14 protein-coding genes are annotated in these 16,733 nt (G+C 37.0%); 5 read left to right on the top strand and 9 right to left on the bottom strand.

Annotated elements, in window-relative coordinates; all coding sequences use genetic code 11:
* Positions 1 to 28: 28 nt before the first annotated feature.
* The 3 genes from ACQ96U_RS17330 to ACQ96U_RS17320 all read right to left on the bottom strand — a co-directional run bounded on the left by ACQ96U_RS17330 (position 29) and on the right by ACQ96U_RS17320 (position 3,181).
* The gene (locus ACQ96U_RS17330; RefSeq protein WP_431722521.1) at positions 29 to 991 is read right to left on the bottom strand and encodes an aminoimidazole riboside kinase; all 963 of its coding nucleotides are present in this window, start codon (positions 989 to 991) and stop codon (positions 29 to 31) included.
* Between the two features lie 209 nt (positions 992 to 1,200).
* Positions 1,201 to 1,755, bottom strand: coding sequence for a hypothetical protein (locus ACQ96U_RS17325; protein WP_431722520.1), 555 nt, complete (start codon positions 1,753 to 1,755; stop codon positions 1,201 to 1,203).
* The gene (locus tag ACQ96U_RS17320) at positions 1,736 to 3,181 is read right to left on the bottom strand and encodes a PAAR domain-containing protein (protein ID WP_431722519.1); all 1,446 of its coding nucleotides are present in this window, start codon (positions 3,179 to 3,181) and stop codon (positions 1,736 to 1,738) included. Before ACQ96U_RS17320 ends, ACQ96U_RS17325 begins: the two co-directional genes overlap by 20 nt.
* 251 nt (positions 3,182 to 3,432) lie before the next feature.
* Between ACQ96U_RS17320 and ACQ96U_RS17315 the strand changes: the two genes are divergently transcribed.
* Positions 3,433 to 4,020: a DUF99 family protein gene (locus tag ACQ96U_RS17315; protein ID WP_431722518.1), complete on the top strand. Its 588-nt coding sequence runs from the start codon at positions 3,433 to 3,435 to the stop codon at positions 4,018 to 4,020.
* 48 nt (positions 4,021 to 4,068) lie between these two features.
* Here the strand turns inward: ACQ96U_RS17315 and mnmE are convergent, their stop codons facing one another.
* From mnmE to rpmH, 4 genes are all read right to left on the bottom strand, one after another.
* Positions 4,069 to 5,445, bottom strand: coding sequence for a tRNA uridine-5-carboxymethylaminomethyl(34) synthesis GTPase MnmE (gene mnmE / locus ACQ96U_RS17310; protein WP_431722517.1), 1,377 nt, complete (start codon positions 5,443 to 5,445; stop codon positions 4,069 to 4,071).
* A gap of 129 nt (positions 5,446 to 5,574) precedes the next feature.
* Positions 5,575 to 7,284, bottom strand: a complete 1,710-nt coding sequence (gene yidC, locus ACQ96U_RS17305; protein ID WP_431722516.1) for a membrane protein insertase YidC — start codon at positions 7,282 to 7,284, stop codon at positions 5,575 to 5,577.
* A 191-nt stretch (positions 7,285 to 7,475) separates the two neighbouring features.
* Complete coding sequence (gene rnpA / locus ACQ96U_RS17300; protein WP_431722515.1) at positions 7,476 to 7,838, bottom strand: ribonuclease P protein component; 363 nt, start codon at positions 7,836 to 7,838, stop codon at positions 7,476 to 7,478.
* 19 nt (positions 7,839 to 7,857) lie between these two features.
* The gene (gene rpmH, locus ACQ96U_RS17295; protein WP_215819843.1) at positions 7,858 to 7,992 is read right to left on the bottom strand and encodes a 50S ribosomal protein L34; all 135 of its coding nucleotides are present in this window, start codon (positions 7,990 to 7,992) and stop codon (positions 7,858 to 7,860) included.
* 803 nt (positions 7,993 to 8,795) lie between these two features.
* Here rpmH and dnaA point away from each other — a divergent pair.
* The 4 genes from dnaA (at position 8,796) to gyrB (ending at position 15,233) form a co-directional block, all read left to right on the top strand.
* Complete coding sequence (gene dnaA, locus ACQ96U_RS17290) at positions 8,796 to 10,535, top strand: chromosomal replication initiator protein DnaA (RefSeq protein WP_431722514.1); 1,740 nt, start codon at positions 8,796 to 8,798, stop codon at positions 10,533 to 10,535.
* A gap of 64 nt (positions 10,536 to 10,599) precedes the next feature.
* The gene (gene dnaN, locus ACQ96U_RS17285) at positions 10,600 to 11,709 is read left to right on the top strand and encodes a DNA polymerase III subunit beta (RefSeq protein ID WP_431722513.1); all 1,110 of its coding nucleotides are present in this window, start codon (positions 10,600 to 10,602) and stop codon (positions 11,707 to 11,709) included.
* A 1-nt stretch (position 11,710) separates the two neighbouring features.
* A complete protein-coding gene (gene recF / locus ACQ96U_RS17280; RefSeq protein ID WP_431722512.1) occupies positions 11,711 to 12,793 on the top strand; it encodes a DNA replication/repair protein RecF in 1,083 nt (360 codons plus the stop codon).
* Between the two features lie 25 nt (positions 12,794 to 12,818).
* Positions 12,819 to 15,233 (top strand): DNA topoisomerase (ATP-hydrolyzing) subunit B, encoded by a 2,415-nt coding sequence (gyrB, locus tag ACQ96U_RS17275; protein ID WP_431722511.1) that lies wholly within the window; start codon positions 12,819 to 12,821, stop codon positions 15,231 to 15,233.
* A gap of 66 nt (positions 15,234 to 15,299) precedes the next feature.
* On the opposite strand, the gene ACQ96U_RS17270 is transcribed toward gyrB, so the two are convergent.
* Complete coding sequence (locus ACQ96U_RS17270; RefSeq protein ID WP_431722510.1) at positions 15,300 to 15,977, bottom strand: hypothetical protein; 678 nt, start codon at positions 15,975 to 15,977, stop codon at positions 15,300 to 15,302.
* A 14-nt stretch (positions 15,978 to 15,991) separates the two neighbouring features.
* A complete protein-coding gene (locus ACQ96U_RS17265) occupies positions 15,992 to 16,357 on the bottom strand; it encodes a hypothetical protein (protein WP_431722509.1) in 366 nt (121 codons plus the stop codon).
* Positions 16,358 to 16,733: the final 376 nt, after the last annotated feature.

Below are 16,733 nucleotides of genomic sequence, written 5' to 3'. Positions count from 1 at the left end.
TCAGTCTGAAGTCGATTTGATTTATTACTTATTTATTGTCGGTCACCTTTAAAGATGCACTCTCAGTAGATAATTCTTTTATTAGTGTTTCTCGTGTTGGAAGTGCTGTCATAGCCCCTTTTGCTGAAATAGCTAATCTGCCACATGAATTAGCCCATGCCATTGCTTTACTTATAGTTGCCTCAGTAAACCAATTATTCTCTTGGACTAGTACAGCTAATAACCCACCCACAAACGCATCACCAGCACCTGTTGTATCAACAGCCTTAGCTGCTTTTCCTTTGTATAACACTGGTTCTTTATTTTTAATGGAGAGCAAAGCCCCTTGTTTGCCTTGTGTTATCACTACAAGGGGGATAGCAACTGATTTCAACTTATTCAACGCTGTTTTGATATCACTTGTTTCTGTCAGCCAAAGCAACTCCTCTTCAGAAAATTTCACTAGATCAACAACGAGAAGCACTTGCTTTACTACATCTCTCATTTCTTCCGGATGTAACCAAACTTCAGAACGCAAGTTTGGATCAAATGAAACAAATCCATCTGCATTTTGCATAGCTTGTATTGCCTTAAATGCTGTCGAACGACTTGGCTCATTAGCAAATGCATTTGAACAACAATGCAACCACTCGCCTTTTGCAAAATGTGGCAGATCCCCAACCTGAAGAAATTGATCAGCGCTCGGCTTCACCATAAAGGTGAAACTCCTCTCCCCAGTCTTATCTAAGTTGATAATGACCGTAGAGGTACGATGATTGATATCAAAAGTAAGGTATTCCGTATTGACCCTTTCCCTTTCCAGAATTGTTTTCAAATACTCGCCTAGAGGGTCCTGCCCTACTCGACCAATAAAGCTACTTCTGCTCCCTAAGCGAGAAACAGCCACAGCTACATTAGCAGGGGCACCGCCAGGGCACTTGAGATACCTATCTCTGCTATCTGGAATAAGGTCAACGACTGCATCTCCTAATACCCACACCTGGTTACTCATTAACCCTCCTATGATGATACCAATACAAATCAAGCATACTAAAACGGTTTAGCTTAGCAACAATATTATGCTTAATCGATTAAGTTTTGTGAAGAGGGGTTAAAATTTAGACTATATCTATTTTTACTAATACTAAATGGTATTACTTTTGCCGTATTGAACTACATTCCTTACGATTATTATTCGCAAAAAATGGTAGAAAAATTTTATTAGTCGATACAACTCGATAATGGATTGTCCGTATCGCATGCTAACTGGTCGCTAACGAGTGGAAAATTTTCTAATGAATTTTTTTTGCATTGAATAGCAACTATATGTTTGTGTTTTTTAACTTGGTAAACGTCAATACCTGACATGTTTTCTTTATATCCATTTCCTTCATATTTATTATATATACTATAAATAAAATCATCATTTTTGAATGAAATAGCGCTATATTCAGTTTGATATCTAAAATAATTAGAATATTTAAAATATGATAATGTATTACTTTCTTGATTCGGAAAGATCATTTCTATTTTAGATTTTTTACCAAACCTGTATTGCAATTTATTTTTGTTTTTTTCTAAACAAAGTGAAATAATTTTCTTTTTTGAAGTAAGACAGGAAAAAATTATTTTTTCCCCTATCTTACATAAATTTTCCGAAGCTACTAGCTTAACGGAGCAAAGAGACATAATAAGTAATAGAAATGCAGTAATACAACCTTTGCACATAATTATAGCAAACCTAAGAAAACAAACATTACCAATAAGGCCTTGCACCTTCTCCCCACCAACGTCTACCAGGTCTTTTATCAGTATGAATAAACTGTTTATAAAAACCAAAAGTACTAAATCCAGCTTGCTGTAAGGCTTGATAAACTCTTTTCCTAGCAATGCTCGTTACGTCGATATCGAAGGCAATTTTCAAGTGTTCACTATTTACAGCCCCACCAACTTCTTTATTATGCTTAACACATCGATGAGCACTATTAAGCAAGAAAGTTTTGTCTGCAATATCTATCGCTTTTTGTAACATATTTAATGACTGACTACAGTGATAGTACTCCCCACAACATTTACAGGCTAAATGCTCAATTGAAATATCCAACCAAGGCCATTCACCTTTAAAATCATGATGGTGATTGTATAACCCATCTGATTGACCATCCCCATACTGGGTGTTATTACTTTCATTGGCACCACCACCCATACCACCAACGCCTGACGTATTTTGGGTGGTGGTACTTTCTGTTGATACTTCTTCTGTAATCGTGTCTGACTTATGTTTATTCCACCAGCTAGCTACATCAAAACAGGGACACGCCTTGCTCACACCAGGAAAGTCCCTATGACCAAGGACTTCGGCTAGAGGAAAGCGATCCACTAGTTTATGCACTATATAATTAAGCGTAGTAAATTGCTTCTGTGTATAAGTACTTGCAGGTTTTCCATTTCTCAACCCACCTATCAAACAAATACCAATACTGTTTTTATTATGACCTTTGACGTGGGCACCTGCTATTTTTATAGAACGGCCTTTATCTAGAGTACCATCAAGACAAATAACATAATGGTAACCAATATCCTGCCAACCATTATCCCTTACATGCCAACGTTTAATATCAGCAGCTCGAAATGCTTTACCTTCTTCAGTTGCGCTACAGTGAATGACAATATGCGTTATTTTTCTCCCAAACTCTTCTTCACTGGCATTTTGTTTTTGTTCATCATTTTGGTTGTTTGAAGCAGAAGTCTGAGGTTGCTGGCCTTCACCAGGAATATTGATTTCATCACCAGGGTGAATAACATCAGGATTTAAGATTTGGGGATTAGCTTTAATTAGCGCAGCTAATGAAACACCAAGACGCTTAGCAATATCCCAAAGAGTATCCCCTGAAGCTACTTTATATGCCCCATTAGCTATTGACGCACCACCAGCACCACTACCAACAATAATTGTTGGAGAGCCCGAAACAATAACACCACCGTGAGCCGTCTTACTCCCCACATGTGCAATAGGTTGGCCATTTATCAATATATTTGGAATCCCTTCAACGATAGTGTCATCACAAGCCGTTTTGTCACCCATTCGAGCAACAGGAATACCATTGAAAAAAACATTGGGTGAACCCGTACTAATTGCATTGGGCTTGTGATCATCACACGCATTTGTATCACCGACACGCGCTACGGGTTTACCAGACATAACACTTCCTATTCTTACATCACAGCAAATTTAAAAACTATTATGGTTACCGACGATACTCTTTTCTTTAGGTATCTTCTCTTAAACTTAAAGCACGATTTATCGTGTTTACACTCTTTACAGCAGGTATAATTTGTAAAGAGATAATCTTATAAAATTTAGATACTTATAAATGAAAAGTTTTGTATTATTGTGAGCTTAATTCACTCACATACAAATAACTTTCTCTCACCAATGAATATATTTTGATTATGCGTTCGCTTGAAGACCTTTTACGTTTAAATAAGATCGTAAGAGCCGTAGGATTTGATGACGCGCCTTTTCAGAAAGAACGAGGTAGTCCTGTTAATCTCTCAGGAATAGTTTGTGCCAATACACGTTTTGAAGGCATGCTTTGGGGAGAAGCAACGAAGGATGGGTTAGATGCTACACAAATCTTAACAAAAATGCTTATCAACAGTAAATTTTATCCACAAACACATGTTGTATTAACTGATGGTATTGCAATAGGTGGTTTTAATCTTATTAACTTAACTTTATTGAGCAAAAGTTTACAGCGGCCATGTATTGCTATTATGCGCAAGCTTCCTGATTTAGAACGTATTGATAAAGCACTTCAAGTCTTCTCAGATTATCAATTACGAAAAAAGATACTTCAGGAGGCAGGAAAAATTTATACACATGATAAGCTTTATTTCCAGGTGGCGGGCTGCTCATCTATGACGGCAGCTAAAATCATAGATAAGCTTATTGACCGAGGTAACGTACCTGAGGTTTTACGACTAGCTCACTTAATTGGTGCTGCAGTGAAAACAGGCCAAAGTTCCAGTAGAGCTTAGGATATGAGTCAATACAAAAGAGTGATTTAAGGAACATTTATAATAACGTTATTTTCCTATGCAAAAAGAACCAAATATCTTGCCTAAAAGGTCATCAGAGGTAAACTCACCCGTTATTGTGTTTAACTCATTTTGCGCAAACCTTAAATCTTCTGCGAGTAACTCACCAGCACCATAACCTGATAATTGTAATTGGCCATTTGCTAAGTAGTCTCTAGCTTTATATAATGCCTGCAAATGTCGCCTACGAGCCGTAAATCCTCCTTCAGTACTACCTGTAAAGCCCATACATGCTTTGAGATGCTCTCTCAATAAATCTACCCCTTTACCTTCTTTTGCTGATAGACCAATAACAGGTAACTTTTCATTTGTAGCGTATTGCTTTGCCCCTTCTTTTGTTAAGTCTATTTTATTACGTATTACAGTAATTTTTTCAGGGTGGGGTAGCTTATCCACAAACTCAGGCCAGATAATATGTGGGTCAGTAGCATCAGTCGTGCTGCTATCAACCATCAACAATACTCGGTCTGCTTGAGCTATTTCTTGCCAGGCACGTTGAACCCCTATCTGTTCTACTGCATTGTCACTCTCTCTTAGTCCAGCAGTATCAATGATATGCAGAGGCATTCCCTCAATATGAATATGCTCACGAAGCACATCTCGTGTTGTACCCGCAATATCAGTCACAATCGCAGTTTCTCTACCAGCAAGGGCATTCAATAAACTTGATTTACCTGCATTTGGTCGACCAGCAATAACAACTGTCATACCCTCACGTAAGATTGCACCTTGATTTGCTTCTTTTAACACAGCATCAAACTGACTGATGATACCTTCTAAATCATTAGCCACTTTTCCATCAGCAAGAAAATCAATTTCTTCTTCTGGAAAGTCAATTGCAGCCTCAACATAGATTCTTAATTGAATCAGCTTATCCACAAGGCTACGAACTTTGTCTGAGAAAACCCCCTGTAATGAACGAATTGCACTTTGGGCAGCATGTTCAGAAGCACTTTCAATCAAATCGGCAATCGCTTCGGCTTGAGCTAAATCCAGTTTGTCATTTAAAAATGCTCGCTCAGAAAACTCTCCAGGATTAGCAAGTCGTACTCCATGACTTAATACATCTTTCAACAGCATATCCAGCACAACAGGTCCACCATGTCCCTGTAACTCAAGAACATCTTCTCCAGTAAAAGAATTTGGTCCTGCAAAAAACAGTGCAAGTCCTTCATCGACGACATGCTTTAACTGATTATAAAAGGGTCCGTAATGTGCGTATCGAGGTTTAATGGTTTTACCCAACATCTTACTCATAATAAGTTTTGACAGTGGGCCAGAAACACGAATTATTCCAACGCCCCCTCTTCCAGGAGGTGTTGCAATAGCCGCAATCGTATCAGGGTTATAATTTGTTGCAGTCATTGTTGCGTTCTTTTGACAGCTTGTTAACAACAGTAATTTTAGAGTAACACCTAAATTAGCTAAAGCCTGAAACTAAAAGGCCTCGGTAGTAACCGAGGCCTGTGGATAACTCTGTGAGTAACCAGTGTATCAACTCTTACTTTCAGCCTGACTCTCAATTCGTCGAGTAATTATCCATTGTTGCAAAATTGATAAGACATTGTTCACTACCCAGTACAATACTAAGCCTGCAGGGAACCATAAAAAGAACACTGTAAATATCACAGGTAGTAATTTCATCACCCTAGCCTGAGTTGGATCAGGAGGTGTTGGATTAAGCTGCTGCTGAACAAACATCGATGCCCCCATAATTAATGGGAGGATAAAATATGGGTCCATTTGTGATAAATCATGGATCCAACCTAACCATGAAGCCTGACGTAACTCAACTGATTCCATTAACACCCAGTACAAAGCGATAAACACAGGCATTTGTACAAGTATGGGCAAACAACCCCCCATGGGATTCACTTTCTCTTTGCGATAAAGCTCCATCATAGCTTGAGACATCTTTTGGCGATCATCGCCAAACTTTTCTTTCAACTCCTGCATCTTAGGAGCTATACGCCGCATATTTGCCATGGAGCGATAACTAGCTGCAGACAGAGGGAAGAATGCCATTTTGACCATAATAGTCAGGATGATAATGGACCAACCCCAGTTTGGAATCAGGCTGTGAATAAATCCTAACAATAAAAATAATGGCTTAGCTGCAAACCAAAGAATGCCATAATCAACAGTTAACTCCAGGCCATCAGTTAACGCTTGTAACTTATCTTGAATTTTTGGCCCAACGTAGAGTGTGGCACTCGCTTTACCCTGCTCTCCAGGCGCTAAAACAATCGGATTATTCACATCAACCATACTGACAATGTACTGAGATTGATCATTTTCACGCGTAGAGTATTCAACAGGGTTTTCATGCTTTGGAACCCAAGCAGCAACAAAGTAATGTTGCAAAATGGCAGCATAACCTTTTTCTACTTTTTCTTTGAAGGGTTCTTCTTTGAACTCATCAAAAGGTAACTTATGATATTTTTCTTCAGTAGACTTAACTGCTGCCCCTAAAAAGGTTCTAAAACTTGTAGCACCTTGTGTGGAACTGGGATCTGGTGAGTTATCCCGCTTTAATTGTGCATAAAAAACTGCCTTCCAGCTATTAGAAGACTTATTGTTTACTAAATACTCAAGATCAACAGCATAGTCATCTCTATGGAATGTGTATCGCTTAACTAACTCAACGCCCTCTGCAGTACTTAGAGAAAGATCAACAACTAATTGCTTTTCACCATCTTTAAGTTCATATGTTGTTTTTGGAGATGAGTAAGTTGGAGTACCTTTACTATGTGGACCATTTTTACCTACAAGGCCACTTTGAGCTACAAAAGTACGCTGTTTAGAGCTTTCTAAAATTGTAAAAGGTTCAGGAGATGGATTTTGTTCTGAAGGAAGTGTAACAGGGTAATCGATTAACGAAGCTTTGATAATATCACCACCCTCAGGATTAATCTCAATATAGAGCTTATCTGTGGTGATTTTTATTATCTGCTGACTGGGCTGAACTGCACTTGCCGTAGCTTCTGTTAACTTTGGTGCATCATCGTCTGTAGCCTCAACAATTGTTGGTGCATCAGTATTATCTAAAGTCGTTGTTGGACCAACTTCAGGTATCGAGCTTGTAACACTGGCAGTTTGCTCAGCGGTAACATTATGCTGGTTGAAGTCTTGATTCCACTGCAGGATCATTAAATATCCCACAACGACTAAGCCAGCAACGATTAAAGTTCTCTGCAAATCCATGGTTCAAGGGCCAAACGTTGTAGTTAATAAAAATTATCCCAATGAAGGTCTGAATAATACATATCCAGCCGCAATGGAAACTAGTGATTATACGAAAAAAAACAGTTTTACTGCCAACCCAAAGTTGTCGTTTTTGTGTTCTTTTAGCTTAGGTCAACAGCCCCCCTTTAGCGCACTAGTAGTTATTAAAACTATTTTTGGGTTGCAGCACGTTTATTTAAACGCAACCATGACTGGCTTAGGAGACGAAATATTTGTTCATTTTCCAGCTCGGTCAGACCTGGCCGGGCTAAGATTACGATATCTATTGCAGGAAGCTTGTTATGAGTGAGTCGATATGACTCTCGGAAAAGCCGCTTGATGCGGTTTCTTTGAACTGCTTTTTTAGCAACTTTTTTAGACACTATAACCCCTAAACGAGAATCTTCTGTTTTAGAGGGTACAGCTAACATCAGTAAAAATTTGTGCGGCACTTTGATACAACAGTGATCAAAGACATAACGATAATCAGCTGATGTTAGGAGCCGAAACCGTTTTGGAAATAACTGCCGCACGCTATTAAAGCCTGACAGCTTAAGCTGCTAGTTGCTTACGCCCTTTAGCACGACGACGTTTCAATACTTGACGTCCGTTTTTGGTAGCCATGCGTGCACGGAAACCATGAGTGCGTTTACGCTTAAGACAACTAGGTTGGAATGTTCTTTTCATAGCTCACCTACTAGCAGTAATCACTAACCTATTACGTTAGTTAAAGAGCAGGTTAACAATGAACCGGGCTCTTGTGGATATAGTTTAAGGCGCGTAATTCTAGAGAATATCAATGCAATCGTCAATTTGATCTGAGCATTATTTATAGGGACAGTGAATAACTTTCTTAAATAACCTGATTGATCGTGACCTGTGTATAGTTTAGATGCTGATCTATTAAAAGACATTACTTTCAAAATACTGAATTTTTTTATGCAATTTTGTTATTTAGTATCTTACTGTTCAACTATTGACCAAATTTTTTCTAGCCAAGTTAATTTATATAAATAAAGTTAATTAAATATATATATTTAATATTTTTTATTTATTTATTGTTGTTATTGTTTATTATAGTCCCCTTATTCTGTGTACAACTGATTTATTATCTTAAATATCAATAAGTTATGAAAAGTATAACTCTGTTAAAAACACGGGAATTATCTGTCAGTTACCTGAGTATTATGGATGTATAACCTGTTGACTGATTTACTGTTAATAAAAACCCCCAACATATCCACAAGAAAGTCTACTTTATAATAACAATTTATCCACAAGTTTATTCAAACTCAATTTTGTCACTAAATTTGATACAAATTTTTTGATTTATCCACATAAAGTGCTTGATAAATCAAGTATATTAGTTTGTATAAAGTAAATAAGATAAATTTTGCATTAGGGTGTGGATAACTAGATTGGATAAGTATAGAATTAACACGCTAACTGATGCTTATTAACAACTCAGCTGTTTTTGAGGGGATAATTCTGTGCCACTAACTCTCTGGCAACAGTGTCTTGAAACGTTACAGGATGAATTGCCATCTCAGCAATTTAATACCTGGATCCGCCCATTAAAGACAGAAGTCCTTGAAAATGGAGGCTTAGTTTTGATAGCCCCCAATCGTTTTGTTAAGGACTGGGTGCAAGAAAAGTTTTTAAAGCGTATTGAAGAAATTTTAAATGATTGGTCTGAAGGTTTTGCACCAATTGTAACATTAGGTGTGGTAAACAGAACCCAAAGTTTTTTATCAACTAGAAATAATTTTTCACGCTCGAGTGCAAGAAATGATGAGGTTATGCACTCCCCCCCGACCTCGACTCGTAATTTGTCAACTTCACGACAGAGCTTCAATAGTAATAGCTCACATTTGTTAGACGTTTCTGATGAAGTTGTTAATGACCTAGATACTACAGAAAGTAGAACCAGTGAAGGTATCTCTAAATCTGCTCATCCGCTTGATAGAGCAACCAGTGATTATGATGTTTCTCGTACACTGAATAGAAAGCAAAATACTACTCGAACGTCAAATGAATCAAAAGCATTAAAAGATAAGGTATTCAAAGATTCTGTTTTACCTCCAATCAATCACTCTCTGCTTGCTGAACTTGAAGACAACATTGCTGGACAATCTGTACCACCAGCTATCGTTAGTTCCAGTAAAAAGCTGAATGAGCGTCAAGTGGATGTTGAGGGTGGTCTTAAGCATAACAGCTCATTAAATGAAGAGTTTACATTTGAAACGTTTGTTGAGGGTAAATCAAATCAGCTAGCACTTGCTGCTGCAAGACAAGTGGCTGAAAATCCTGGAGCAGCTTATAACCCTCTTTTTCTATATGGCGGCGTGGGTCTTGGTAAAACTCACTTAATGCACTCTGTGGGTAACTATTTAGTTCAACAAAATGCTTCTGCAAAAGTAATTTATTTACACTCAGAGCGTTTTGTTGCAGATATGGTGAAGGCGTTACAACTCAACGCAATCAACGATTTTAAACGTTATTACCGTTCTGTAGACGCGTTGTTGATTGACGATATTCAATTTTTTGCTGGTAAAGAGCGATCTCAGGAAGAGTTTTTCCACACTTTTAATGCGTTGTTGGAAGGTGGACAGCAAATGATTCTAACTTGTGATAGATATCCAAAAGAGATCTCTGGACTAGAGGAACGTTTGAAATCTCGTTTTGGCTGGGGACTTACTGTTGCTGTAGAGCCTCCAGAACTAGAAACACGTGTTGCAATTTTGATGAAAAAGGCGGAGCAAATTAAGGTTAATTTACCCCATGACTCAGCTTTTTTTATTGCACAACGAATTCGCTCTAATGTCCGAGAACTAGAAGGAGCGCTTAAACGTGTTGTTGCAAGTGCAAAGTTTATGGGGCGTGATATTACCCTAGACCTAATTAGGGAGTCTCTAAAGGATTTATTAGCTTTGCAGGATAAGCAAGTTAGCATTGATAATATTCAGCGGACAGTTGCTGAATACTTCAAGATAAAGATTTCTGATATTTTGTCAAAGCGAAGAAGCCGTTCTGTTGCCAGGCCTCGTCAAATAGCAATGGCACTTTCAAAAGAACTGACAAATCACAGCTTACCTGAAATTGGTGATGCATATGGTGGCCGTGATCATACAACGGTCTTGCATGCTTGTCGCAAAGTCAAAGAGCTTACTGAAGCTGATGCAGAAATAAGAGAAGACTATAAAAACTTATTGCGATTATTAACAACTTGATTCTTCTATTTATTAAGCTCTCATTGGTTAATCTCCATGTTAGTTAAGGCGAGAGAACAGGATTATGAAATTTACAGTCACTCGAGAAGCATTACTTAAACCTCTTCAACTTGTAACTGGTGTAGTTGAGCGCAGACATACTCTACCTGTTTTATCAAATGTATTGATGGTTGTTGAAGGTGATCGCTTATCACTGACTGGCACTGATTTAGAAGTTGAATTGATTGGCCGTGTTAATTTACAGCAAGGTGCAGAGGATGGTGAAATCACGGTTCCCGCTCGTAAGTTAATGGATATCTGTAAGTCTTTACCTGATGATGCCATTATTGAATTTAAACAAGATGATCAGCGAGTTATAGTCAAAGCAGGCCGCAGCCGCTTTACCTTATCTACCCTTCCAGCAGCTGAATTCCCAAGTATTGATGAAGATCCTGGTTCCATTTCATTTAGTGCTGATAAGCATATGCTTCGCTCACTAATTGATAATACTGGTTTTGCTATGGCTCAACAGGATGTCCGGTATTACTTAAATGGTTTGCTACTTGAATTAACGGATGAGCATGTAAGGACTGTTGCGACAGATGGTCATCGGTTAGCAATGTGTACCAGTAGCTTACAGCGTGATGGAAGTACTGATGACAGACACCAAGTAATTGTTCCAAGAAAAGGTATTTTAGAATTTGCACGAATTTTGACAGATGGAGCAGAAACTGTAGATATCTTGCTTGGTTCAAATCATATGCGTGCTGTAACTGGGGATTATACATTCACTTCAAAATTAGTGGATGGAAAGTTCCCTGAATATGAGCGTGTTTTACCAAGAGGTGGGGATAAAGAGGTTATTGCTGACAGGCAGTTACTAAGACAAGCATTAAATAGGGCCGCAATACTTTCTAATGAAAAATATCGTGGAGTCCGTTTAACTTTTGCACCTAACCAACTGACAATCATTGCAAACAACCCTGAACAAGAAGAAGCCCAAGAAGAACTTCCTGTTGATTATGATGGTGAAACTTTAGAAATTGGTTTTAATGTTTCATATTTGCTTGATGTTCTCTCTGTTATATCTGGGAAGTCTGTGAAAATAACTCTATCAGGTCCTGATCGCAGTGCACTTGTTGAAGACTCTGAAGGTGGCGAGTCTTTATATGTTGTAATGCCTATGCGGTTATAATATGCCTATTGACCATCTTCAGATCGTAGGTGTTCGTAACCTTAAGTCGGTGGTCATTGAGCCCTCTTCTACCATTAATATTATTTGTGGTATTAATGGTAGTGGTAAAACCTCAATACTAGAGTCTATACATTTACTTGGTCTTGCTCGTTCTTTTAGAAGCTCAAAAATCCAGCCTGTTATTCAGCACGGAGTAAATTGTTGTACTGTTTTTGGTAGACTCGATGATGGTTATCCGATTGGAATTCAACGATTAACAGATGGTGAGTTGTTAATTAAGTATGCAGGGAAACGACTGTTCTCTGTTGCTGACCTTGCTTGTAAATTACCTTTAATAATCATTACTCCTGATACTTTTCAATTAGTGTCTGGGTCTCCTTCTTTACGACGCCAGTTTATTGATTGGGGTGTGTTCCACGTGGAACATAGTTTTCTAACTCATTGGAAAAACACGAGAAAGGTACTTAAACAAAGGAATAACCTGCTTAAAAATGGTACAATTAACCATTCGCAAGTTGCTGCATGGGACTTATCTCTTATTGAAAATGCTGAAAAAGTTGATCAACTTAGATCACACTATATCAGTCAACTCAAAAATATTTTCAATCAGATAGTAGAAACATTAATTGAAATTAAAGAGCTAAAGCTTTCCTATTATCGTGGTTGGGATAAAGACAAAGAATACACTGAAGTTTTAACTAGTAATTTTCAAAGAGATAGTAAATTAGGTTATACAAGCCTAGGACCGCACAAAGCAGACTTGAAAATAAAAGTAGGTAATAAATTAGCAACTGATGTTCTCTCTAGAGGACAACAGAAAATTATTGTTTGTGCTTTAAAAATTGCTCAAGGTCTTTTGTTCCAAAAACAGTTAAAGAGACCTTGTATTTTTTTGATTGATGATCTGGCTTCAGAGCTTGATCAACACTTTAGAGAAAATATTTGCCAATTATTGGAAAGTAGTGGTGCACAGGTTTTCATCACAGTAATAGATAATATTTTGATTGCTGATAGTTGGAAAGATATGTCTAAAGTGAAAATGTTCCACGTGGAACATGGTCAGGTAAAAGAAATGCAGCCATAACGATGTTTGTATAGGAGCATAAAATATGGCGGATAATAATTACGATGCATCTAATATTAAAGTATTGAAAGGCTTAGATGCAGTTCGTAAGCGGCCTGGTATGTACATTGGTGATACTGATGATGGTACTGGGCTACATCATATGGTGTTTGAGTTAGTTGATAACTCGATTGACGAAGCACTAGCTGGCTTTTGCTCTGAGATTGATGTCATTATCCATACTGATGATTCAGTAACAGTAAAAGATAATGGAAGAGGAATACCTGTTGATATTCATGAAGAAGAAGGTGTTTCTGCTGCAGAAGTAATCATGACGGTTCTTCATGCTGGTGGTAAGTTTGATGATAATACATATAAAGTATCTGGTGGACTTCATGGTGTTGGGGTTTCAGTAGTTAATGCCCTTTCAAAATACTTAAGGTTGACTATACGCAGGAGTGGTAATGTTCATGAACAAATTTATGAACATGGTATCCCTAAAGCACCACTAACTATTGTTGGAGAAACTGATACAACAGGTTCTGAAGTTCAGTTTTATCCTTCAGAAGAAACTTTCACAAATATCAGTTTTAGTTATGATGTACTTGCTAAACGTTTAAGGGAGCTATCCTTCTTAAACTCTGGGGTATCAATCCGATTATTTGATGAGAGAACAACGAAGGAAGATGTTTTTAAATATGATGGTGGACTAAAAGCTTTCGTTGAATATTTAAATCAGAATAAAAACCCATTAAACAAAGTATTTCACTTTACACACCAACGTGAAGATGGTGTTGGGGTTGAAGTAGCAATGCAGTGGAATGATGGATTCCAAGAAAGTATTTTTTGCTTTACTAATAATATTCCTCAGCGTGATGGCGGAACACACCTTGCTGGATTTAGAGCTGCACTTACTCGTACATTGAATCAGTATATTGATAATGAAAGTGTACAGAAAAAGCAAAAGGTAAACACAACGGGTGATGATGCTAGAGAGGGATTGACTGCAATTGTCTCTGTTAAAGTTCCTGATCCCAAATTCTCCTCACAAACTAAAGATAAACTGGTTTCTTCTGAAGTAAAAAGTGCTGTTGAGCAGGAAATGAATCGAGCACTTAATGATTATTTGCTTGAGAATCCGCAAGATGCAAAAGCTGTTGTAAGTAAGATGGTGGATGCTGCAAGAGCACGTGAAGCAGCAAGAAAAGCCAGAGAAATGACTCGTCGAAAAGGAGCTTTAGACATTGCTGGTTTACCTGGAAAGTTAGCAGACTGCCAGGAAAAAGATCCTGCGTTATCTGAACTATATATTGTGGAGGGTGACTCAGCGGGTGGTTCTGCAAAACAAGGTAGAAATCGAAAAACTCAAGCAATACTACCGTTAAAAGGAAAAATACTGAACGTAGAAAAAGCTCGTTTTGATAAAATGCTTTCTTCTGCAGAAGTGGGTACGTTAATTACGGCTCTAGGTTGTGGTATTGGTCGGGAAGAATTTAATATTGATAAATTAAGATACCATAACATCATTATAATGACTGATGCGGATGTGGATGGATCACATATACGTACATTGTTATTAACTTTCTTTTTTAGACAAATGCCCGAAATTCTTGAAAGAGGGCATATTTTTATTGCTCAACCTCCTTTATATAAAGTTAAGAGAGGTAAACAAGAGCAATATATTAAAGATGATGAAGCTTTAAGTAGTTATCTAACGAACTCTGCACTAGAAGGTGCTTGTTTATTTACAGCAGAAGATACTTTGCCAATTCAGGGTGAACAGTTAGAGAAGCTAGTACTGCAATATCGTAAAGTTAGACAGTCTATTGAACGTTTATCACGACTCTATCCTGAAGAAGTACTGGATCGTTTAATTTACTCAAAACCTGTAAACGAAGAGTTTTTACGAGATAAAGCTTTTATGGAAGAGTGGGTTGAAACGCTCTCACAACAGTTAGCTTCTATGATTGGTGAAGGTAAAATTTATCAGGTAAGTTTACTTGAAGATAAAGAACATCATCATTGGTTGCCAAAGTTGACGATGATTAATCATGGGGTCGACTATAAATACACCATTAGTTTTGAGTTTTTTAATTCAAAAGATTACAGGTTAATTGTTGAACTTGGCCAAGCTTTACAAGGATTACTTGGCGAATCTGCATTTATTCAAAAAGGTGAAAGAAAGAAAAACATAACAAATTTTGATGAAGGCTTAACTTGGCTCATGAATGAATCAACTAAGCGTCACTCTATCCAACGTTATAAAGGGTTGGGAGAGATGAATCCTGATCAGTTATGGGAAACGACAATGGATCCAGATACACGTCGTATGCTTCAAGTAACCATTGAAGATGCTATTGCTGCGGATCAGATTTTTACTACACTTATGGGTGATCAGGTCGAGCCTCGTAGAGATTTTATTGAAAGTAATGCTTTAAACGTTGCAAACTTAGACGTTTAAAAATTATAAACCTAAAAAAACCGGGTTACTTTGTGTAGCCCGGTTTTTTTGTGAGATAAAAAAATTTTAAATATTAATAATTTTATGAGCATGAGCTAGCCAACGCTGGAGCTCATTTTTTTCAGAGAATTTTAAGTCGGAATTACTAATAGCATGAGAAAAAGGTAAATTATGAATTTTATCTGTTACACGCTCATGTAGCTCGGGTAAGAAAATTTCAGCCCCGCCGGTATTTAAAAACTCTTGTCGTGTTTGGGAGTTTTCCCACCGATAAAATTTATCTTCATCTCCATAAAATCCATTTTTTATTATTGCCTTTTTATAAGTAATATCGCCTAGATCTTGCTGTGCTTCTTTTAATAGAATAATTGAATCCTTCAATCTATTCATGACCCAGTATAGAATAAACTGTCGTTTAAGTGTTCGAAGTGCTTCTTTAAAAGTAGCTGCTTCTCGTCTAATGACTCCACCAACACCCGCTGGTAATGAAACAATAAGATCTAGTTTTGGATTATCTGCCATTATATCCATCAGATCCATCCAACCCTCATGACGATGTAAATTTACAGGTATAACATCAACTAGTTTGTGCCAAACTCTAGCGACATCGGGATTTCTTGAATCGGCATCAATTACAATTGGTTTGGCCTGTTTTAGGTTGACTTGAAAGTCAATAAATAAATTTGCAGCAAAGGATTTTCCAACACCGCCTTTATCGCCATGGAAAAAAATAATATTACTCATAGTCGACTACCTATTTAAAGTTCATTATCTGGAATATCTTGAACGAAGTCTGTTTGTGTTCTTGACGAATAAGTAAGAGGAGTTTTCTCTTTTTGAATGGACTTAGATGAATTATTCAGTGGTTTTGGATTAATATTGATTTTTTTCCAGTAACTTTTAAACGTTTTTAACGTAATATCAAACTCTTGTTTTTGTAAGCGTTGATAAATTTCATCTAAAGAAAAGCCTAGCTCGATGAGATCATTAATATCATCTTCTAGAGTTGTAATTACTGCATAAGCAGATTTTTTCTGTTTTTTTGGGGTACATTGTTTCATTGATTTTAAAGTGTTTTTTAAGTCAGAAATTTCTTTTTCAGTATATGATTTTCTATTATCCATAATGCGTATACCTCTTGAAAATTAGGCTTAAAAGATAAAAAATAATTCATCATTAATTAATTAAAAATCATAAATAGTTAAAAGGTTCTCAATCTAATTGAGATTTTTAAGGGGTATTTAAAAATTATTAAAGTTAGACGAAAGCTAAATTTATAATTTAAGAAAAGCTTGTTTTAGTGGCAAAAGGCAATAAATAAATTTGATAAACAAAACTTTTCAAGGAATGAATTGGTTTGGGTTAGGCGTATTATTCTGCTGTAATCAGTAAAGTAGAGTTATATTTTTAAACAGCACATTATTTTGTATTGTTAATAAAGGATTGCATTTATTACTTGAAATCAAGAGTCTTATACGCATTGAAATAAAATAAATGTGT

It is taken from the genome of Zooshikella sp. RANM57 (genome assembly GCF_050749885.1).
GTDB lineage: Bacteria > Pseudomonadota > Gammaproteobacteria > Pseudomonadales > Zooshikellaceae > Zooshikella.
The sequence above is the reverse complement of the archived record's forward strand: the minus strand, read 5'-3'. Positions and strand labels throughout refer to the sequence as shown.

Coding starts and splice junctions, on each gene's coding strand:
- ACQ96U_RS17330 (WP_431722521.1), bottom strand. CDS start 991: ATGAGTAACCAGGTGTGGGTATTAGGAGATGCAGTCGTTGACCTTATT.
- ACQ96U_RS17320 (WP_431722519.1), bottom strand. CDS start 3,181: ATGTCTGGTAAACCCGTAGCGCGTGTCGGTGATACAAATGCGTGTGAT.
- ACQ96U_RS17315 (WP_431722518.1), top strand. CDS start 3,433: ATGCGTTCGCTTGAAGACCTTTTACGTTTAAATAAGATCGTAAGAGCC.
- mnmE (WP_431722517.1), bottom strand. CDS start 5,445: ATGACTGCAACAAATTATAACCCTGATACGATTGCGGCTATTGCAACA.
- yidC (WP_431722516.1), bottom strand. CDS start 7,284: ATGGATTTGCAGAGAACTTTAATCGTTGCTGGCTTAGTCGTTGTGGGA.
- rpmH (WP_215819843.1), bottom strand. CDS start 7,992: ATGAAAAGAACATTCCAACCTAGTTGTCTTAAGCGTAAACGCACTCAT.
- dnaN (WP_431722513.1), top strand. CDS start 10,600: ATGAAATTTACAGTCACTCGAGAAGCATTACTTAAACCTCTTCAACTT.
- recF (WP_431722512.1), top strand. CDS start 11,711: ATGCCTATTGACCATCTTCAGATCGTAGGTGTTCGTAACCTTAAGTCG.
- gyrB (WP_431722511.1), top strand. CDS start 12,819: ATGGCGGATAATAATTACGATGCATCTAATATTAAAGTATTGAAAGGC.
- ACQ96U_RS17270 (WP_431722510.1), bottom strand. CDS start 15,977: ATGAGTAATATTATTTTTTTCCATGGCGATAAAGGCGGTGTTGGAAAA.
- ACQ96U_RS17265 (WP_431722509.1), bottom strand. CDS start 16,357: ATGGATAATAGAAAATCATATACTGAAAAAGAAATTTCTGACTTAAAA.